Genomic DNA, 19,388 nt, shown 5'->3' on the forward strand with positions numbered 1-19,388 from the left:
GGGGTCCCCATCGGCCCAGGTAGAATCGTGAGATGTTGCACCACGCGCCCCTCCTGCTGACCATCGCCGCAGGTCTCGTGGGCGCCTTCGCCCTCGGATTCGCCGCGCAGAAGCTACGCCTCTCACCCATCGTCGGCTACCTCGCTGCGGGCCTCCTCATCGGTGAGCACACCCCCGGCTTCCGTGCCGACCTCGAGCTCGCACAGCAGCTGTCCGAGATCGGCGTGATCCTGCTGATGTTCGGCGTGGGACTGCACTTCTCTCTCAAGGACCTGCTGAGCGTCAAGAAGGTCGCCATCCCTGGCGCCGTGGTCCAGATGACGCTCGCCACCGTGCTCGGCACCCTGCTCGGCCACTGGCTCGGATGGGGCTGGGGGCCGTCGCTGCTGTTCGGCCTCGCCCTCTCCGTCGCATCCACTGTCGTCATGCTGCGCGCGCTCGAGGACCGCGGCCTGCTGGACACCCGCGCGGGCCACATCGCCATCGGATGGCTGATCGTCGAAGACCTCGCGATGGTCGCGGCGCTCGTCATCATCCCCGTCGTGGGAGAAGGTGCGGCCTCCCCCGCCGAACTCGCCGGAGAACTCGGGCTCGCCGCCCTCAAGGTGGGCGCATTCGTCGCGGTCATGGTGCTGTTCGGCCGACGCGCGATCCCGTGGATCCTCGCGCGCGTCGCCGACACCGGATCACGCGAGCTGTTCACCGTCGGGGTTCTCGCGCTTAGCCTGGGCGTCGCCGTCGGCGCCGCCGTGCTGTTCGAAGTCTCCCTCGCGCTCGGCGCCTTCTTCGCCGGCACCATCCTCAAGGACTCCCACCTCGCACATCGCGCCGCCGAGGACTCCCAGCCACTGCGCGACACGTTCGCGGTGCTGTTCTTCGTCGCCGTCGGCATGCTCGTGGATCCGGCGATCGTGTGGGAGCGCCCGCTCGCGCTGCTCGCGACCCTCCTCGCGATCGTGGTCGGAAAGTTCATCGGCGCCTACGCGCTCGTCAGGGTCCTCAAGTACTCGAAGTCGATGAGCCTCGTCATCGCCGCGTCGCTCGCGCAGATCGGCGAGTTCTCCTTCATCCTCGTCACACTCGGCGGCCAGTACGAGATCCTCCCCACCGACGCACAGGACCTCGTCCTCGCGGGCGCGATCCTGTCGATCGTGGTCAACCCCGCGCTGTTCGCCTGGGCGTCGCGCTCCTACGTCGCCAAAGTAACCGACGACCAGGCCAGCGGTGAGACCGGGCCCGTCGCCTACGTCGGCGAGGGCCACACGATCGTCGTCACGTTCGGCCGCGTCGGGCGCCGCATCGCCGAAGGGCTATGGTCGCGCGGCATGCCCGCCGTCGTCGTCTCCGACGACGAGGACCACGTCAAGGAGATCCGCGACGCCGGCCACGAGGCGATCCTCGGCAACGCCGTCCGCTCCAAGGTGCTGCGCGCCGCAGCCCTCGAGAAGGCACACACCGTGCTCGTCGGCATCCCCGACCCGATCCAGGCGGGTGCCGTCGTCGCGAAGATCCGCCGGCTCTCGCCCGACGTGACGATCGTCGCCCGCGGCCAAAGTGAAGTGGACCACGACTACCTGACGGAGCTGGGCGCGAACCGCGTCATCATCGGCGTCTACGAAGTCGCCGATCTCATGGTCGCCTCCGCAGCGGATCCCGAGGAGCCGGGAGTCTAGGCGCGCGGAGGGCGACAGCGGATCGCCTCGAAGTCACCGCCTGCTGCGACACTCCACGCGCCGCTCGCGTGGGCCGTCAGCGCCGTCGTGCCGCGCTCCAGACGGAGCACTTCGCCGGACTCGGCGGTGGCCATCGCCTCGCCGTCGACGCACACGACGACCGAGAACCCCTCATCCCACGGCGTCGACCCCCGCAGGCGCTCGGCGCGGAAGAAGTCCGACGCGGGCGCGAGCAAATCTCCGACGTCGCCAGCGGTGGCCGTCACGAGCGAGGAGAGCTCCGCGCGCGTCCGCCCTCGGCGGTCGACTGCCGCGAGCGCAGTCTCGAATCCCAGCCCGAGGTGCCCATGGGACTCGCCATCGATCGCGAAGCCCCGCCATTCCATGAGGATCGACAGATCAGTCGGCTCTTGGAGCTCGACCAGCAGTGCTCCCTCGCCGATCGCGTGCGGCATACCCGCCGGCACGAACACGACGTCGCCGGATGTCACGCGCAAGGTGTGCATCGCGCCGAGCATGTCCTCCACGCGCTGGCGCTCGACCCACTCCGCCAGCTCCTCGACACCTACGTCGCGAGAGAAGCCGAGCGATACCTCGGCGCCCTCGAGGAAGATCCACGCCTCTGTCTTGCCATGCACGAGTCCCAGGTGACGGCGTGCGAACGGCACGTCGGGGTGTGCGTGCACCGGTAACCGCTCGCCCGCGTCCAACAGCTTCACGAGCAGGGCGGTGTCGGTACCGAAACGCGAGACGTGCGCGGCGCCGAGCCAACCAACAGGGTCCGCCGCCACAGCATCGGCGAGGAGATCGCCGTCGCTGAGCACAGTGCGTCCGAGGTGAACCTCGCCGAACAGCGGCGTGACGGAGCCCACCCAATCCTCCGGAGTGCGGGACGCTGCCGTGCCGCTGCGTCGGAAGGCTGCGATGCGTTCGCCTCCGCGATAGAAGCGGTCCGCTGGCTGATTCGCGCCGAGCACCTGACTCTTCGCGCTCACGCTCGCCTCGCCTGCTGGACGAGGGCCGCGACCACGCCGCCCACGAACGTGTCCCCGAGTCCGATCGTCGTGGGGCTGTCCGTGTCGAGAACGTAGGTCGGCATGCATGCGACCCGATCGCCGAGCAGCCGCTCGATCTCGGTCGCGAACTGGACGCCCTCGGGCCGCATCGGCAATGCTCGCGTGCGCGCCACCGCCGATGCATCGAGCGCATCGCCCACCAGGTAGCGCGTGCCTGCGAGCGCGATGCCTCCTTCGAGCGCGCCGCGGTAGCGCGCCGCCTCATTTCCGTACGCGAGCGCCCACTGAGCGGTATGGACCATGAGGGTGGGGCTCGGGATGGCGCTCGCGACCTGCGCAAGCGCCTCCGCGATCACCACCGGGTCGTCGAGATCGAGGTCCCGACCGACACGCGCCTGCAACTCATCCTCGTTCATCCCGTAAAGGTCCACGCTGGACGCGAACTCCTCGATGAGCACTTCGCTCAGCGCAGGCAGGTGGTAGCCGGCGTCCTCGAAGATCACGACCGCGTCCGCCGGGAGGCGTGTGATCGCGGCCTTCATCGCGGAGATCCGCTCACGCAGCTCCGACTCGGAGACCATGGCGTTGAATCCCGAGACCAAGAACACGCGCGCGCTCTCGAGCAGATCGCCCAGCGTGGGATCCACGACCATCCGGGCATTCGGCTCGTCGCACACGTAGATCAGACGGTTCGCGCGTGGCGCGACGATCACCTCATCCCCCAGCCTGACCTGCGCCCCCTCAGGGAACTGCACGATCAGGTGGGGGTTGAGGCTGTCGCCGTCGCCTGAGCAGACGTAGGCGACGTCCGGAGGGAGGAGGCTCCGGAAGACGTCCTCGACGCTCACGAGATGCAGGGTGCTGGGAATGCCGATCCTGCTCATCGCGATGGCGGCACGAACGTTGGTGCCGCCCACCGCGATCCGCCGCGAGAAGTGGCCCGACACCTCCTCGATGGTGTCGAGGGAGGAGACTGCCCGCTCTCCCCCGACACCATCCCGGAGGAACGCGAGCATGGAGCAGATCAGCTCGCGCGCTGAGCGGATGACGTCACCTCGCTCGAGGTCCCCGGCCGCGACACCATGTTCGGCCGCGAGCGCCTCGAGCGCGGTCGAGTCCCAGGTGATCTCGTAGTCGAGGCAGCCGCCCATCCCCAGCACCGCAGCCCCCGCCGCGATCTCTGGGGACGGAGCCTCTGCCTGACGCCCTGGGCGAGCATCGCCCGCCCGGCGCCCAGCAGCCACCTCAGCCCAACCGTCCATCCCGGAACTCACGTCACCCGCCCTCCGTCTCGTCAGAACAGCGAGGCCTTGCCAGCCGCGCCGAACAGGTCGATCTTGTGGGCAGCCTCGGCCTTCATCGCTTCGATCGCGGGCGGCTGGATCGTGTTGGGCTCCCGCAGCGACTCGTCCGCCAGGATCTCGCGCATCCGACGGTGGTACGCGACCTTGATGTCGGACGAGATGTTGATCTTGTTGATGCCGAGCGTCGCCGACTGGCCGATCTCAGCGTCGGGATTGTTGGAGCCGCCGTGCAGGACGAGCGGAATGTCGACCGCCTTCTTGATCTCGCGGAGCAGATCGAGCTTCAGCTCCGGCTTCATCCACGACGGGTAGATGCCGTGCGAGGTGCCGATCGCGACCGCGAGCGAGTCGACGCCCGTGAGCTCGACGAACCTCACAGCGTCCTCCGGGACCGTGTAGATGATCTCGGCGGCGCCGTCCTCGGCCTCCGCATCGGTCTTGCCGATCGTGCCCAACTCGCCCTCGACCGACACGCCCACGGCGTGCGCGACGTCCACGGCCGCCTTGGTGAGCGCCACGTTCTCGTCGAACGGCAGCATCGAGCCGTCGAGCATCACCGAGGTGAAGCCGGCCTGCACCGCCCACACCATCTGGTCCACGGTGGCACCGTGATCGAAGTGGATGGCCACCGGGACCGATGCACGGTGAGCCAGCTCTCGGATCGCGGGCATCAGCGCGTCCGTGGTGTGGCTCAGCTCGTCGGGGTGGATGGCGATCAGCAGCGGAGCGTTCTTCTCCTCGCTGATCTCGACGATGCCGCGGCACATGTTCCAGTCCGAGATGTTGAAGGCCGGGACTGCGAACGAGTGCTGGTGAGCCACCTGGAGGATGGCGTCGCCGGAGGTGAGCATGAGAGTTCCTTTCGGGTTGGGTGGGGCCTTGCGTCCAGCGCTCAGCTACGCCTTGACGGCGCCAGCGGCCATGCCGCCGATGAAATATCGCTGGAAGAAGAGGAAGAGGACGAGCACGGGGATGGATCCGAGCACGCTCATCGCCATCATCTGGTTCCACTCATAGGCGTGTTGGCCCATGAGCAGCTGGATGCCGATGGGCACCGTGCGCATGTCGTTGGTGCGCGTCAACGTGAGCGCGAACAGGTACTCGTTCCACGCGATCATGAAGGTGTACACGCCCACCGAGACCATGCCGGGGACGGAGACAGGGACGAGCACCCTCCACAGCGCCGTGAACGGGCGGCCGCCGTCGACCTTCACGGCCTCGTCCAGCTCCTTGGGAAGCGTGTTGAAGTAGCCGGTCATCATGATGATCGCGTACGGAAGGGTGAAGACCATGTACGTGAGAATCAGGCCCGGATAGGTGTTGTACAGGCCGAGCGCCACCACGAGCCCGAAGTACGGGATGAGCAGCGTGATCGGCGGCACCGCCTGCACCGAGATCACCATCACGTTGATGATCCGCTTGCCGGGGAACTGGAACCTGCTGAAGGCGTACGCGGCGAGCACCGCGACGATCAGCGTCAGCACCGTCACGGACCCGGCGATGAAGTAGCTGTTGAAGAAGAACCGCAGCTTCTCCGGGTCGGTGAGGATTGCCTGGTAGGCGTCGAACGAGAAGTTCTCCGTGATGATCCGGGGCGGATACTCGAAGATCTCACCGTTCGTCTTGAAGGAGCTCGAGAGCATCCACAGGATCGGCAGCGCAGGGAAGCCTGCGCCGAGGACGAGGGCGACGATCAGGGCGATCTTCTTGAGGCGCTGCCGACGGACGATGTCAGCGCGAGTGGGTGCGGCGACGGGTGCGCCAGCGGACAAGGCAGTCATGTCAATCCCTCGACTTCTGGTGACGGACGTAGAAGAAGGCGAGCACCATGGACAGCACGAGCACGATCACCGCGGCCGCAGAAGCGACGGAGAAGTCGTAGGTGGCGAACGCCAGCTTGTACGTGTACGTGCTGACCATCTCGGTGCGGTTGATCGGACCGCCGCCAGTCGTCATCCAGATCAACGCGAACTGCTGCGTGGTCCAGATGAAGTCCAACAGGGCCATGGAGATCACGATCGGCTTGAGCTGCGGGAGCGTCACGTGCAGGAACTGCTTGATCGGGCCCGCCCTGTCGATGCGCGCCGCCTCGTACAGGTCGCGAGGGATCCCTTGGAGACCGGCGAGAAGACTGATCATGAAGAACGGGTAGCCGGACCAGATATTGATGAACGTCACTGCGTGGAGCGCAAGGTTCGGGTCTGAGAGCCATTCGACGCTGCTCTCCGTGAAGCCGAAGGTAGTCACCAGGTAGTTCACGATGCCGTTGGGGCTCAACAGCATGCGCCACAGCACTGCCACGATCGCGATCGTGAACAGCCAAGGCAGGATGTAGATCGTGCGGAAGACGGCCTTGAGCCGGTGGCTCAGGATGGGTGAGTTCAGCATCAGCGCGAAGCCCATGCCGAGCACGAAGTGGGCGACGACGCTGACGCCGGCGAAGTAGATCGTGTTCTTCACGGCCGTCGCGAAGACTGGATCGGTGAGGACCTCGACATAGTTCTCGAAACCGACGAAGTTCGACTCCGGCGCGGTGATCACGCGGTCCATCAGCGAGTAGCCGACGACCATGGCGATCGGCGTGACCATGAGGATGATCAGCAGGATGAGGGTCGGCGACAGGAACCCGAAGGGGGTGAGCCTGTCCCACAGCCGCCGCAGTCGCACGCGCGACGACGGGGGCGTCGGCTGGCGATCGGCGGCCTCCACCTCGGGGGTGAGGGTGGCAGTCATGTCTGGATGCTCCTTGGGGGTGAGGTCCGCGCCGGGCGCCGAGCGCCCGGCGCGGACCTGAGGACGGTTCTGTCAGGGGGGTTAGAACTCGTCCGTCCAGGCGGCCTGAGCGTTCTCGAGCGCCTCGTCGACGCTGATCTCTCCGGCGAGCACACGCTGAAGCTGCTCGGAGAAGTCGCGCATCAGCTGCTCGGCGACCGGTAGTCCGACGAACTCGTTCGCCGGGTAGCCGGCCTGCCAGACGTCGAAGGCCTCCTGGAAGATCGGGTCGTTGTCCACGAACTCCGGCCGGGCGGTCGTGTTGCCGGGGAACGCGTTGGCAGCATCGGCGAGCTGCGCATTCGAGGATTCGCTCATGAGGAAGTCGATGAGCTTCCACGCCTCAGCCTTGTGCTCCGAGTTCTCAGCCACGCCGATTCCCCACGAGGCGTAGGGCGTGCCGCGCTCACCGCTGTAGCCGTCCGCTGCAGGAAGCGCGGAGATCGTGAACTCGAGATCAGGGTTCGACTCGCGGATCGTGTTGATGTGGGCGAGCGACGAGATCATCATTCCCACACGGCCGTTGGTGAACTCCTCAACCTTGTCCTGCTCCTTGAGGGTCGCGGCGCCGGGCGCGATCACGCCCGCGGAGTCGAGGTCGACGATGAACTCGACGGCGGACTTCACATCGTCGTTGGTCACGTCCGGCTGCCCGTTGTCCAGCATCGAGCCGCCCGAAGCCCACACCCACGACATGACGTCGTTCTGGATGCCGTTGGGCGCCTCGAGCGAAAGCGGCAGGATCCACCCGGTGGTGTTGCCACTCGTGAGGGCCGCCGCGGCGTCAGCGAACTCCGACCGGGTCGACGGAACGTCGACGCCTGCATCGGCGAGCATCGCATCGTTGCTGAACAGCATGTATGCGAAGTTGACGACGGGGACCATGTAGGTGCTGCCGTCGAGCTGGACTTGGCTCGCCAGCTGGGTCTGGTCGTAGCCGGCATCGTCCATGAGCGCAGACAGGTCAGCGATCGCGCCCTGCTGGACGAAGTCTGAGACCCACGCGCCGTCGAGGCCGACGACGTCGGACATCGTGCCCGAGGCTGCGCCTGCGACGACCTGCTCCTTGGTGGAGGCGTACGGTCCTGAGAGGAGTTCGACAGTGATGCCGGGGTTCTCGGCTTCGAACTCGTCCATGAGTCCGCGCAGGACACCATCGGGGAGCTCCGGCTCCCACCACTGCGCGAACTCGAGAACGACGTCTCCATCGGAGCCGCCGTCGCCGGTTCCAGTGTCGGGGGATGCGGTGGTGCCACCTGAGCTGCAGGCCGCCGTGAGGGCGACCACAGCGATGCTGGCGGAGAACGCCAACCACCTGTTGGGGTTACGAGCGCCATTGCTCATCTGAGACTCTCCTTCGAGTTCTGCCGCTTTCTGCGCCTGGATGCGGGGTTATGCGGCTTCCTGCACGTTAGAACACGCATTCATGCAATGTCAAGCGGGTTCACGGCATTATCATGCATTAAAACGGCATCGAAGCGGTTCGCTTGCCGGATGAGACCGCTCCCACTGCCGTTTGTTGCTGTTTCATGCTAGAAACGTAGTCGTGACTCAGCAATCGACGCGGCCTGCACGCAACGACGCCCAGAAGCCGCGCCTGCCCGCGGGCCGCAAGGCACGCCTTGCTGCCGCCGTGGCCGAGGCTGGCCAGGTGACCGTCGCCGAACTCGCCGAACGCTTCCAAGTGTCAGTGGACACGATCCGTCGCGACCTCGACCGGCTGGACGCGGACGGCGTCGTCATCCGCACCCACGGCGGCGCAGTCAGCCCCGACGCGCTCCCCAAGCCAGAGTCCGGCCTCGACATCCGCCGACGCGTCCAGACCAGCGCGAAGGACACGATCGGCCGGCTCGCAGCGCGGCTGGTGGAGGACGACTCATCTCTGCTGATCAACGGCGGCACCACCACGCTCGCCGTCGCCAGGAGCCTTCGCGAGCACCACGACCTCACGATCGCCACGAACAACCTCCTGTTCGCCAGCGAGATCTCACCCTCGTCCTACCGCAACCTCTACGTGTTCGGCGGGATGGTGCGCGACAGCTCGCAGGCGACGGTCGGGAAAGTCTCGTTCGGGGGCGCTGGCGAGCACGCCGTGGACGTGCATGCCGACCTCGCACTCATCGCAGTCGGCGGCGCGACGATCGAGGGCGGCTTCGCTACCTCGAACCTCGCCGAGGCAGGCGTGATGCGCGACATGATGGACCACGCCGACAAGGTCGGCATCCTGATCGACTCGACGAAGTTCCATCGCAAACTCTTCGCCACCTTCGCCGCACTGGGTGATGTCGACTACGTGATCACTGAGACGGAACCTCCGGAGGACTTCACCCGCGCATTCGCAGAGGCTGGGGTCGAGGTCATCTTCGCCTGACTCCCCTGGCGCCGAGACGCGCAGCGCGCGCAGATCGGCACCGAACTTGCGCGCAAGTCGGCCGGAGGCGCGGCGAGATCCCCGTTCGCCGCACCCCCGGCCGACATTCCAGACGGACTAGTGGTGCTTGCGCGCGAGCCGCCACATCGTCCAGTTGATGCGCATGAAGCGCGTGAACTGCAGGACCGGGTTGCGGCGACGACGCAGCTCTCCCCCGGTGGGCAACGGCGCAGCCGCGATCCTCTCGTCGGTCGTGTCCATGACGCCTCCTCCTTACTCCGGGATCCAGGTCCAGCCGGGCTTGACCTTGGCCTTGTAGATGAACAGGGTGTGGAGCATCCGCTTGACCCAGTGGCCCGCGAGCCCGATCTCGCCGAAGGTCTCCTTGAGGTTGCGGCCCGTCTCCGGGTACTTCTCCCAGTCGGGCACCACGGGACTCATCGTCATGGCCGCGGCCGTGCCGGTGCGCATGCCGTGACCGGCCGATGCGACGCACGCGGCAGCCATCTCCGCCATCGACGCTGAGTGCGTGGGCTCGGTCGCGCCCTTGAGGATCATGTCGGCGATGGTGTGCGCCACGACTTTGCCCATGGTCCCTGACGGCATGCCGGTGCGGGGCGGGCTGGGTGCCACCGCGACGCCATCAGGCGTGGCCCGCGGCCTGGAGATCTGATGGGGCGGCGCGAACGCGATGCCGACGGCGAACGCGTTGCGGTACGTCGGGTTCTGGTAGGTGCGCGGCCAGTCCTTGGCGCTCCACTCCTCGTACGCCTTCTTCGAGTAGTCCGCATCGACCTTCATGAAGCCCGACGGCGCGAACACGGTGTCCGTGATGTCGGCTCCCGCAGCGTCGTACGCCTTCCAATCACTGCCCTTGAACGGCGGCAGCAGCATCGCGAAGTCGAACTCGAGGTCGTTGTGAGAGCCGTCGAGCTGGTCGTAGTGAATGACCCCGGGCTCGATGCTCGTGACCGCGGCGCCGGTGATGGCCTTCACGCCACGCTCACGGTACAGCGACTCGGTCCACAGCTGGCTGGTGGTGCGGTAGCCGTTCTGATCGAACTGCATGCCGCCCACGCCGAAGTCACCCAGCTCGTTCTCGTTGGTCAAGTAGACGAGTTCCACCTGGTCGCGCACTCCGGCTTCGCGCAGCTCGTGCTCCACGTTGAACGTGTACTCGAAGGCCGCACCCTCGCATGTGCACGTGCCGTGGCCGACGCCTATCACGACGCGCCTCTTCGCCCCGTCCTTGCACGCATCGATGAGCTCGTCGAGCTTCCCGTGCGCCTGGCTCGCGTGACTGGGCGTGCACACCGAGAGCGTGTAGCCGGACTCCGGGCCGAGGCCGGGAGTTGCCCCGAAGTTGAGCTTGGGGCCGGTCGCATTGACGACGTAGTCGTAGCGCAGTCGCTCGACCTCGCCTACACGCTCGGGGCTCGTGTGCTCCACGTCGACTGCGGGCTGCGCTGAGCCGTGTTCGCCGGCCACGACAGACTTCGTCTTGGTAGCGTCGGCACTCACGCCGTATGCCTGTGCGCCGGGCGAGTCGGGTTCCACGTGCGCGTCACCCTCAGGCCATAGCGCCACGGCCTTCGCCTGGACGAACGTGATGCCCTTCTTCGCGTAGATCGGCGCGAGCGGGAAGACCACGTCATCGGTGGACATCTTGCCGGTGCCCACCCAGATGTTGGACGGGATCCAGTTGTACTGGGAGTTGGGCGACACGACGACGACCTCGTGCTCACGCGGAAGGCGCTTGCGCAGGTAGAGGGCGGCGGTGTGTCCGGAGACTCCTGCTCCGAGGACGACCACGCGGGCCATGGGGATCACCTCAATCGGATAGCGGTCGCTCCGTTGCGACCGTCTCCCGAAACTATACCCCCAGGGGCATAGGTCCTAGGACCTACGTCCCGTGTCGACGCCACCGGGAGACGCGCCGTCGAGGGGCGCATCGGTCACCGGGGACATGCCCGACGCAGTACTTGCCTGTCACTTGTCCTTGCGGTTGTCCGCAGCCTCCTTGAGAAGGAACAGCGGGAGGAGCCAGGTCGCGAGCGCGGTGATCAGCCACACGATCACGACCGCGGCCAGCCAGGTGCTGATGCCGGTGATGCTGAAGTCGGCCACCAGGATGTCGGTCAGGAGCAGTGCAACGAAGGTCGATACCAGACCCACCCCACCAGTGAGCGCGGACGCGTACTTGTGCGTCATCTTGAAGATGAACGGACCCAGGATCATCTGGAACAGGGCGAACAGCACCGTGCCCAGCAGGAGCGCCGCAATCGGCAGCTTGAAGTCGTCGCCGAGGATCAGCGACGTGACGAACAGGCCGATTGCTGCCGACCCGAGATAGATGACCGCATTCAGAATCAATCGCACCATGTTTCGGACATTACCCCTGGTGAAGCCCTCGCGCGCGGCGAGCGGCACCCCTGCGGCGACGACGCAGGAATCCTCCGCCACCGCGTCGGGCCGGCACGACCTACTCCGAGCCGCGCGTCACTCTGTTCCATGCGTTGGTGACGGCGATCACTTCGATGAGCGCACCGACTGCGCGAGCGGAGAGGTGCTCACGCACCTCGTCACGAGCCTCAATCTCGAGCCCGCGCGGATAGTCGGTGAGGACTTCCGCGAAGCGGAGCGCCGCTGCCTGCCCAGGGGTGACGAGGTCCGCACGCATGAGCTTCACGGGGCGACCGAGCGCGGCGATGAGATCGGGACGCGCACCGAGGCGCGCCAGCTCCTCCGAGTGCATCCGTACCGAGTACGCATCGCCGTTGATGTGGCTGCACCTCAGCCGCACCATGGCGCGCAGTCCCGGCTTGAGCGCGCGTCCTACCTCACCGTCGAAGTCCTCGAGCGCCTTGAGGAATTCGGGCCTGAGCCTCGCATCTGCCACTGCGGCACCCTAGCAAGAGCGTCCGACTTGCGTGCTATGTCAGCCTTGGCCGACGATGCAGTTGTTGTTGAGGTCGCAGTCGACGAGGCGGCTCCGCGGGTCGTGCACCTCGACCGTCACGGGGCCGCTGTGAGTCGCGAGGGTGCCATCGATGGCGATCCACGGACCGCCGTTGACCGAGTAGTCGCCGCTCCACGTCGTCTCCAGCGCCACAACGACCTCGCCCTCGAAGTGCAGGTACGTGTGCGACACCGAGTAGTCCGGGTACGGACTGCCGGCATCTGCGGTGTCCGTCTCCGACCCATCTCCCCACGACCAGGTGAACTGCGACGGCGTCGCACGAATCCTCACCGGCACACCTAGCAGCGTCGCCTGATGGATCAGCGGAGTGTCATCTGTGAAAGCAATCGTCGGCACCGTCGCATACACCCAGCCGGTGTTCGGCTGCAGATTCAACGGAGTCGGGGTCGGAGCAAGACTGGTCCACTCGTCGAGCACCAGCGCGCGGATATCCGCCTCGTCGGGACACGTGTACCACTCCACCAGCGACCAGGGCTCGGCTACGCCCGTCGCCTCGTCAACCCACCGCCCATAGATCGGGATGCTCGAGGGGAAGCCACTCGGGCAGACCACGATGATCGCCCAGCCCACGGGGCAGGCCGGTCGATCTGCGCCCATCGAAGCCTCCTCGAGACAGTCGTGGCGCATGTACTCGTAGTGACTTCCGGGGCGGGTGCTACCCGCGGAGTCCGACGTCGAGGTCTGAGTCCCCGGCGACCCGGCGGAAGCGCCCTGATCGAACGCCGTGCCCTCGTCATTGATGGACCCGCCCTGATCGAGCCAGCCCCCGGGCACATCCTCGTCGCTCGGGGGTGCATCCGCGTATGCCGTCGGACCTGCCATCACGGTGGACCACAGCAACAGAGCCCACAGGACTGCCGACTTACGCTCAGGGCGCCACAACTTCGACACCCGCGATCTTCCAGGCTGGGTCCACGAATCGAAGTTCGACGTACATCAGGAAATCCGCACCGTTGGTCGTGCGTTGCTCGACACCGCCCGAGTCCACGTAGCGGAAGTCGGACTGCCGGACCGGGAACACCACCCGTGCGTGGCCCTCGCTCTCGAGGAACCCGTCGAGCCCCAAGAAGTCCGGAGTCATCGAGCCCTCGTCGAGGCGCAGCCCTGCACCGTCCACTTGAACCACGTCGTCGACAAGGCCGGCACAGAACCTGCACTCCGGGAGCGACAGGGCTTCGAGCGCCCGTGAGTCAACTTCCCTGAGCGCGCGCGGGTACTCGTCGAGCAGGAACAGAACCGTGCTGACGGCGCCCTCCCACGTGGGGTCGCCGGCACCTTCGGGCATCAGCACCAGGAGCTCCTCGTCGGTCAACTCTCCGCCACCGCTCGGCGTCGGCGACGGCGTCGTGCCCGGCTCCTCAGAGCCCGCCACCACCGTGGGCGTCGGAGTTGTCGTCACGATCCCGTCGTCCCCAGTGCAGCCCGCGAGCAGCGCGACAAGAACAAGCGCACCCGCAGCGCGCACAGCAGTAGTCATTGCCCCCATGCCGGGGAGCGTATCGGGCATATCACCCAGGAGTCATCCCCACACCTGGGGGCTGTGGACAACGACCCAGCAGACGCGTCGGCGGCATCCCCGAGCGCACGCAACCAGCACCGATACTCCCGAGGACCCCCGTGCAGGTTCGCTCGCGCGCGACCCTCTGGAAGAATGGCCCGCATGACGTCGCGCATCCCTGACAAGGCCACTGTCGACGGGCTCGAGGACCGCTGGAACGGCGCCTGGGAGAACCAGGGCACGTACCGCTTCGATCCCTCGAAGACCCGCGAGGAGATCTACTCGATCGACACCCCGCCCCCCACTGTCTCGGGCTCCCTCCACGTCGGCCATGTGTTCAGCTACACGCACACCGACACGGTCGCGCGCTACCAGCGCATGCGCGGCAAGGAAGTCTTCTACCCGATGGGCTGGGACGACAACGGCCTGCCCACCGAGCGCCGCGTGCAGAACTACTACGGCGTCCGATGCGACCCGACGCTGCCCTACGACGCCGACTTCGTCCCGCCGCACATCGGCGGCGAAGGCAAGTCGATCAAAGCCGCGGACCAGGTGCCGATCTCGCGCAAGAACTTCGTCGAACTCTGCGAGCGTCTGACCGAGGAGGACGAGAAGCAGTTCGAGTCGCTGTGGCGCCACCTGGGCCTCTCGGTCGACTGGTCGCGCACCTACCAGACGATCTCTCCGTCCTCCATCGCGGTGGCGCAGCAGGCGTTCCTGCGCTCGCTCGCACGCGGCGAGGCCTACCAGTCCGAAGCGCCGACGCTGTGGGACGTGACCTTCCGCACCGCCGTCGCGCAGGCCGAGCTTGAGGACCGCGAGCGCCCAGGCGCGTACCACCGTCTCGCGTTCGAGCCCGCGGCCGACCTCGAGGAGGCCACCGGCTCGTACGGGTCGGTCTACATCGAGACGACTCGCCCCGAGCTGCTCCCCGCGTGCGTCGCACTGGTCGCGCACCCCGATGACGAGCGCTACCAGCCTCTGTTCGGCAAGCACGTCCGCACTCCGCTGTTCGGCGTTGAGGTGCCTGTGGTCCCCCACCGCCTCGCGCAGCCCGACAAGGGCTCCGGCATCGCGATGATCTGCACCTTCGGTGACGTCACCGACGTGGTGTGGTGGCGCGAGCTGCAGCTCCCGACCCGCGCATGCATCGGCTGGGACGGTCGCTTCCTGTCCGAGCCGCCCGCTGCGATCGACTCGCCCGAGGGAATCGCGGCCTACGCCGAGCTCGCTGGCAAGACGGTGTTCTCCGCGCAGGCCCGCATCGTCGAGATGCTGCGCGAAGCCGGGATCATGGAGGGCGAGCCGAAGCCCATCACCCACCCGGTGAAGTTCTTCGAGAAGGGCGACAAGCCGCTCGAGATCGTCACGTCCCGCCAGTGGTACATCGCCAACGGCGGCAAGGACGAGAAGTTGCGCAGCGAGCTCATCGCGCGCGGCGAAGAGCTGAACTTCGTTCCCTCGCACATGGGGAAGCGCTACGAGAACTGGGTCAATGGGCTCACGGGCGACTGGCTCATCTCTCGCCAGCGCTTCTTCGGTGTTCCGATCCCGGTCTGGTACCCGCTCAACGATGCAGGCGAGCCGGTGTGGGACTCCCCCATCGCGCCGTCCGAGGACCAGCTGCCCGTGGACCCGTCGTCCGAGCCTGCTCCTGGCTACGACGAGTCGCAGCGCGGCGAGCCCGGCGGCTTCATGGGCGAGAAGGACGTGATGGACACGTGGGCCACCTCTTCCCTCACGCCACAGATCGTGGGCGGATGGCGCGACGACCCTGAACTGTTCGCCAAGGTCTTCCCGATGGACCTGCGCCCGCAGGGCCAGGACATCATCCGCACCTGGCTGTTCTCGACCGTCGTGCGCGCGCACCTCGAGAGCGACGTGCTCCCGTGGAAGCACGCGGCCATCTCCGGCTGGATCCTCGACCCCGACCGCAAGAAGATGTCCAAGTCGAAGGGCAACGTCGTCACGCCCATGGGTCTGCTCGAGCAGCACGGTTCGGACGCTGTGCGCTACTGGGCCGCATCCGCTCGCCTCGGCACGGACGCCGCGTTCGACGAGGGCCAGATGAAGATCGGCCGTCGCCTCGCGATGAAGGTCCTCAACGCCTCGAAGTTCGTGCTCGGAGCCACCGGCATCGCGACCGCTGCGAACGACTCGCTGGCCGCCGGCGTCACCGCATCGGACGCCGTCATGGCCAAGCCCGTCACCGAGCCCCTTGACAAGGCGATGCTCGCGGCGCTGGCCGACGTCGTCGACCAGGCGACCGCCGCATACGAGAAGTACGACCACACGAAGGCTCTCGAGGTCACTGAGACCCTGTTCTGGACCTTCTGCGACGACTACCTCGAGCTCGTGAAGGCTCGCGCGTACGACGGTGCGGCGCCCGGCGAGGCGATCGACCCGTCGGCGCCGTGCTCGCCCGAGGCCGCTTCGGCACGCGCCGCGCTCACTCTCGCACTCGAGTCATTCCTGCGCCTGTTCGCTCCCGTGCTCCCGTTCGCGACGGAGGAGGTGTGGTCGTGGTTCCGCGAGGGATCGGTGCACCGCGCCGCGTGGCCGGATTCGGCTCCTCTGCGCGCTGCCGCAGGCGACGGGGCCGCCGAGATGCTCCCTGCGGCAGGCGTTGCGCTCTCCGCGCTGCGCAAGGTCAAGTCCGAGGCGAAGGTCGCACAGCGCACCGAGATCGTGTCCGTGGACCTGCTCGTGCCGGAGTCGCAGGTGGAGCTGGTGCGCGCCGCATCGGCCGACCTCATGGCGTGCGCGAAGGTGCAGTCGATGCAGATCGTGGACGCCGTGGCGGCGCTCGAGCCGGGCGTCGACGGCCTGTCGCCCGAGGACGGCGAAGCGGACGAGATCGCGGACACGACTGTGGTGCGCACGGAGAACGCAGTCCTCGCCGACTCCTGAGGCTGAGCGGAGCGGGGCTCGGCGCATCGCGTCGGGCCCCGCTCGCATCTCCCGAGTGGACGCTCAGTGACGGAATCCGCGCCCGCGTGCACCCCAGTGGACACTCATGTACCAGGGGCCGTGACCACACGTAGCCGCAGCACCAGCGACGCCATCGCCCGACACCACGAAGGCCGATCGACAATGTCGCGATAAGTGAAGCGGAGCGTCTGCACGCCGATTGTCGCGAGCATCACGTCGCGCTCCACGTCACTCTGACGGGCAGCCGGCGATGAGTGATGAGCCGCTCCATCGACCTCGATGCAGGTACGTGTCGCCGGGTCGTACATGTCCAGTACGCACTTGCGGCCCTCGACCACCACGGTGTGCTGGCGCAACAGCCGCTCGAACATCCCTCCGAAGAACACGTGGTGCAACGCGACGCTCTCGAGGTAGCTGTGCGCTCCCGCAGTCACGTCGTCGACGAGACTCTGTATCTCGCGTCGACGCGCGACTCGCGGCAGAATGCGTAGAGCCTCGTCGAGTGCACGTGGTGTGACCTTCCTCCGTTGCACCGCCTCGTAGACCACGCCTTGCGCCTCACCGTCCGAGAGTTCCTCGAAGGAACGCACCAGAGCCACGGCGAGCGGCACGACCGCGTAGCCGCCTTGCGTGGTCGTCTCGACCTCGTGGCGCGAGCGCGTGACACGCACCCACTCGGGCGGTCGCGGACGCCGCTCGGCGGTGACGAGGACGCGGATCTGGCGAGGCGCTCGCGTCAGCACGCCCCAGGCGAAGAGCGCGGCGCACCCGGTGAGAGCCGCCCCGTCTCCCAACCATTGCAGCACCGCGCCGGCGCGCGCAGTGAACGACTCCGCGTGCCACACGCCCACGTAGCAGTTCGGCAGGAGTCGCACCGCGTGCCCGCTCTCGATCGCAGTCCTTGCCGCACGGTGCGACGACAGCGCGACGAGCTCCTCGAAGGTGAAGCACTGGGGCGAGGCCGCGAGCAGCGCGGACATGGGTTTGCCGCTCGCAGGCATGGCTCGCAGGGGTCGCACGCGCCAAGTTCACCTCCGCGCTTGACCCCAGGCGCGCTCGAGGTCTGCGGCGGTGGACTGAACTCGAGCGGCACGAGGCTGGGGACGACGCTAGCGGGCAGCCTGATGGCACAGGATGGTCCACTGTGATGCAGTCGGAGCGGAAGAACGTCACTGAGCGTCCACAACGCGGCGCGGTTCGCGTGGGGGGTCGCGGCGGCGCGGTTCGCGTGGGGGTCGCGGCGGCGGGGTGCGAGTGGGGCTTGGCGACGGGACGCGGTGCAGGCACGGCCCCGCTGCGCGCGTGGGGGGCGCAACAGGGCGACCCAGCGGGGTGGGCATGGCGCACATGGGCCACGCGCGGCGGTGAGGCGTGAAGGCTGCGCCTAGGCCGCGCCCTCGTGCTCGTCCTCGGCGGGGCGCGCGAGGAAGGCCGGCGCGACGCGATCCATGACGACCTCGCGGGTCACGACGACGCGTCCCACGTCCTCGCGGCCGGGGACCTCGAACATGGTCTCCTGAAGCACTTCCTCCATGATCGCGCGCAGACCGCGAGCGCCGGTGCCCCGCTCGAGCGCCTGCTCGGCGATCGCGCGGATCGCGTCGTCCTCGAACTCGAGATCCACCTCGTCGATCTCGAACATCCGCTGGTACTGCTTCACGAGGGCGTTCTTGGGCTCGGTGAGGATGCGCACCATGGCGTCCACGTCCAGGGGGGACACGGTCGCGATGACGGGCATGCGTCCGATGAACTCGGGGATGAGACCGAACTTGTGCAGGTCGGCAGGTGTGACGGCCGAGAAGAGGTCCGAGTTGTCGGCCTCCTTGAGCGTCGCTCCGAACCCGATGCCCTTGCGGCCCACACGAGAGGAGATGATCTCCTCGAGGCCCGCGAAGGCGCCGCCGAGGATGAACAGCACGTTCGTCGTGTCGATCTGGATGAACTCCTGGTGCGGGTGCTTGCGTCCGCCCTGCGGGGGCACGGACGCCACGGACCCTTCGAGGATCTTGAGCAGCGCCTGCTGCACGCCCTCTCCCGAGACGTCGCGCGTGATCGAGGGGTTCTCCGCCTTGCGAGCGACCTTGTCGATCTCGTCGATGTAGATGATGCCGTGCTGCGCCTTGTCCACGTCGTAGTCAGCGGCCTGGAGCAGCTTGAGCAGGATGTTCTCGACGTCCTCGCCCACGTAGCCGGCCTCGGTGAGCGCGGTCGCGTCTGCGATGGCGAACGGCACGTTGAGCATGCGCGCGAGCGTCTGCGCGAGATAGGTCTTTCCGGTGCCGGTGGGGCCGATGAAGAGCACGTTGGACTTGGCGATGTCCACCGAGTCCTCGCCCTTGACGATCGTCTCCGCGGCGCGCACACGCTTGTAGTGGTTGTAGACCGCGACGGAGAGCGCGCGCTTGGCCTGCGTCTGCCCGACGATGTACTGCTCGAGGAAGTCGTAGATCTCGCGCGGCTTGGGGAGGTCCGTGAGCTCCGCCTCGACCTGCTCGGCGAACTCCTCCTCGAGGATCTCGTTGCACAGGCCGATGCACTCGTCGCAGATGTAGACGGAGGGTCCCGCGATCAGCTTGCGCACCTGCTTCTGCGTCTTGCCGCAGAACGTGCACTTCAGCAGATCACCGGTGTCCGTGGGGCGGGACATGCGGTCTCCTTCCAACCGTGCCATCGTTGTCCAGGTTACCGACGCCCTCTGACACGGGGGCGGCGGACGCGCCGCCATCGTGACCGTATCGATGCATACGCCCGACGCGGCGGACAGCTCGCCGCGCACGCTCAGGAGCGCTCGTCGCACCCGCGAAGGGCCTCCGGAGACGCCGAAGGGCCCGGCCAGACGGCCG

17 protein-coding genes are annotated in these 19,388 nt (G+C 67.2%); 3 read left to right on the forward strand and 14 right to left on the reverse strand.

Annotated features, from left to right (window positions below; all coding sequences use genetic code 11):
* Positions 1–32 precede the first annotated feature (32 nt).
* Complete coding sequence (ybaL, locus tag B7K21_RS07565; protein WP_084074856.1) at positions 33–1,673, forward strand: YbaL family putative K(+) efflux transporter; 1,641 nt, start codon at positions 33–35, stop codon at positions 1,671–1,673.
* Here the strand turns inward: ybaL and B7K21_RS07570 are convergent.
* The 6 genes from B7K21_RS07570 to B7K21_RS07595 all read right to left on the reverse strand — a co-directional run bounded on the left by B7K21_RS07570 (position 1,670) and on the right by B7K21_RS07595 (position 8,109).
* The gene (locus B7K21_RS07570; protein WP_144016127.1) at positions 1,670–2,668 is read right to left on the reverse strand and encodes a class I mannose-6-phosphate isomerase; all 999 of its coding nucleotides are present in this window, start codon (positions 2,666–2,668) and stop codon (positions 1,670–1,672) included. The genes ybaL and B7K21_RS07570 overlap by 4 nt on opposite strands.
* A complete protein-coding gene (locus B7K21_RS07575) occupies positions 2,665–3,963 on the reverse strand; it encodes an ADP-dependent glucokinase/phosphofructokinase (RefSeq protein WP_144016128.1) in 1,299 nt (432 codons plus the stop codon). The genes B7K21_RS07570 and B7K21_RS07575 overlap by 4 nt, the downstream gene beginning before the upstream one ends.
* Positions 3,964–3,983: 20 nt before the next feature.
* Entirely contained in the window at positions 3,984–4,844 is an 861-nt protein-coding gene (locus B7K21_RS07580; protein ID WP_084074858.1) for a ketose-bisphosphate aldolase, read from the reverse strand.
* Positions 4,845–4,889: 45 nt separating this feature from the next.
* Complete coding sequence (locus B7K21_RS07585) at positions 4,890–5,774, reverse strand: carbohydrate ABC transporter permease (protein WP_084074859.1); 885 nt, start codon at positions 5,772–5,774, stop codon at positions 4,890–4,892.
* A 1-nt stretch (position 5,775) separates the two neighbouring features.
* A complete protein-coding gene (locus B7K21_RS07590) occupies positions 5,776–6,726 on the reverse strand; it encodes a carbohydrate ABC transporter permease (RefSeq protein WP_084074860.1) in 951 nt (316 codons plus the stop codon).
* Positions 6,727–6,807: 81 nt separating this feature from the next.
* Positions 6,808–8,109, reverse strand: a complete 1,302-nt coding sequence (locus B7K21_RS07595; RefSeq protein WP_084074861.1) for a sugar ABC transporter substrate-binding protein — start codon at positions 8,107–8,109, stop codon at positions 6,808–6,810.
* A gap of 202 nt (positions 8,110–8,311) precedes the next feature.
* Here B7K21_RS07595 and B7K21_RS07600 point away from each other — a divergent pair, with 202 nt between their 5' ends.
* Positions 8,312–9,136 carry a DeoR/GlpR family DNA-binding transcription regulator gene (locus B7K21_RS07600; RefSeq protein ID WP_084074862.1) on the forward strand — a complete coding sequence of 275 codons (825 nt, stop codon included), beginning with the start codon at positions 8,312–8,314 and terminating at the stop codon, positions 9,134–9,136.
* A 117-nt stretch (positions 9,137–9,253) separates the two neighbouring features.
* Here B7K21_RS07600 and B7K21_RS12770 read toward each other — a convergent pair whose 3' ends face one another.
* The 6 genes from B7K21_RS12770 to B7K21_RS07625 form a co-directional block, all read right to left on the reverse strand.
* A complete protein-coding gene (locus B7K21_RS12770) occupies positions 9,254–9,397 on the reverse strand; it encodes a hypothetical protein (protein ID WP_200806274.1) in 144 nt (47 codons plus the stop codon).
* Positions 9,398–9,409: 12 nt separating this feature from the next.
* Positions 9,410–10,957, reverse strand: coding sequence for an NAD(P)/FAD-dependent oxidoreductase (locus B7K21_RS07605; protein ID WP_084074863.1), 1,548 nt, complete (start codon positions 10,955–10,957; stop codon positions 9,410–9,412).
* Between the two features lie 168 nt (positions 10,958–11,125).
* Positions 11,126–11,518 (reverse strand): phage holin family protein, encoded by a 393-nt coding sequence (locus B7K21_RS07610; protein ID WP_084075445.1) that lies wholly within the window; start codon positions 11,516–11,518, stop codon positions 11,126–11,128.
* A gap of 100 nt (positions 11,519–11,618) precedes the next feature.
* A complete protein-coding gene (locus B7K21_RS07615) occupies positions 11,619–12,035 on the reverse strand; it encodes a carboxymuconolactone decarboxylase family protein (RefSeq protein WP_084074864.1) in 417 nt (138 codons plus the stop codon).
* A gap of 39 nt (positions 12,036–12,074) precedes the next feature.
* Positions 12,075–12,713, reverse strand: a complete 639-nt coding sequence (locus tag B7K21_RS07620) for a hypothetical protein (RefSeq protein WP_144016129.1) — start codon at positions 12,711–12,713, stop codon at positions 12,075–12,077.
* Positions 12,714–12,984: 271 nt separating this feature from the next.
* Positions 12,985–13,602: a hypothetical protein gene (locus B7K21_RS07625; RefSeq protein WP_084074866.1), complete on the reverse strand. Its 618-nt coding sequence runs from the start codon at positions 13,600–13,602 to the stop codon at positions 12,985–12,987.
* Positions 13,603–13,776: 174 nt separating this feature from the next.
* On the opposite strand from B7K21_RS07625, the gene valS reads away from it, so the two are divergent.
* Positions 13,777–16,524: a valine--tRNA ligase gene (gene valS / locus B7K21_RS07630; RefSeq protein WP_084074867.1), complete on the forward strand. Its 2,748-nt coding sequence runs from the start codon at positions 13,777–13,779 to the stop codon at positions 16,522–16,524.
* 104 nt (positions 16,525–16,628) lie between these two features.
* Here the strand turns inward: valS and B7K21_RS07635 are convergent, their stop codons facing one another.
* Together B7K21_RS07635 and clpX are read right to left on the reverse strand one after the other, a co-directional pair.
* Complete coding sequence (locus B7K21_RS07635) at positions 16,629–17,525, reverse strand: DUF559 domain-containing protein (protein WP_144016130.1); 897 nt, start codon at positions 17,523–17,525, stop codon at positions 16,629–16,631.
* A gap of 404 nt (positions 17,526–17,929) precedes the next feature.
* The gene (gene clpX, locus B7K21_RS07640) at positions 17,930–19,192 is read right to left on the reverse strand and encodes an ATP-dependent Clp protease ATP-binding subunit ClpX (protein WP_084074869.1); all 1,263 of its coding nucleotides are present in this window, start codon (positions 19,190–19,192) and stop codon (positions 17,930–17,932) included.
* Positions 19,193–19,388: the final 196 nt, after the last annotated feature.

This window comes from Demequina sp. NBRC 110052, from assembly GCF_002090075.1.
GTDB lineage: Bacteria > Actinomycetota > Actinomycetes > Actinomycetales > Demequinaceae > Demequina.

Excerpts from the sequence above, each read along its gene's own strand:
- ybaL (WP_084074856.1), top strand. The coding sequence starts at position 33 with ATGTTGCACCACGCGCCCCTCCTGCTGACCATCGCCGCAGGTCTCGTG.
- B7K21_RS07580 (WP_084074858.1), bottom strand. The coding sequence starts at position 4,844 with ATGCTCACCTCCGGCGACGCCATCCTCCAGGTGGCTCACCAGCACTCG.
- B7K21_RS07585 (WP_084074859.1), bottom strand. The coding sequence starts at position 5,774 with ATGACTGCCTTGTCCGCTGGCGCACCCGTCGCCGCACCCACTCGCGCT.
- B7K21_RS07590 (WP_084074860.1), bottom strand. The coding sequence starts at position 6,726 with ATGACTGCCACCCTCACCCCCGAGGTGGAGGCCGCCGATCGCCAGCCG.
- B7K21_RS07595 (WP_084074861.1), bottom strand. The coding sequence starts at position 8,109 with ATGAGCAATGGCGCTCGTAACCCCAACAGGTGGTTGGCGTTCTCCGCC.
- B7K21_RS12770 (WP_200806274.1), bottom strand. The coding sequence starts at position 9,397 with ATGGACACGACCGACGAGAGGATCGCGGCTGCGCCGTTGCCCACCGGG.
- B7K21_RS07605 (WP_084074863.1), bottom strand. The coding sequence starts at position 10,957 with ATGGCCCGCGTGGTCGTCCTCGGAGCAGGAGTCTCCGGACACACCGCC.
- B7K21_RS07610 (WP_084075445.1), bottom strand. The coding sequence starts at position 11,518 with ATGGTGCGATTGATTCTGAATGCGGTCATCTATCTCGGGTCGGCAGCA.
- B7K21_RS07620 (WP_144016129.1), bottom strand. The coding sequence starts at position 12,713 with ATGGGCGCAGATCGACCGGCCTGCCCCGTGGGCTGGGCGATCATCGTG.
- B7K21_RS07625 (WP_084074866.1), bottom strand. The coding sequence starts at position 13,602 with ATGGGGGCAATGACTACTGCTGTGCGCGCTGCGGGTGCGCTTGTTCTT.
- valS (WP_084074867.1), top strand. The coding sequence starts at position 13,777 with ATGACGTCGCGCATCCCTGACAAGGCCACTGTCGACGGGCTCGAGGAC.
- B7K21_RS07635 (WP_144016130.1), bottom strand. The coding sequence starts at position 17,525 with ATGTCCGCGCTGCTCGCGGCCTCGCCCCAGTGCTTCACCTTCGAGGAG.
- clpX (WP_084074869.1), bottom strand. The coding sequence starts at position 19,192 with ATGTCCCGCCCCACGGACACCGGTGATCTGCTGAAGTGCACGTTCTGC.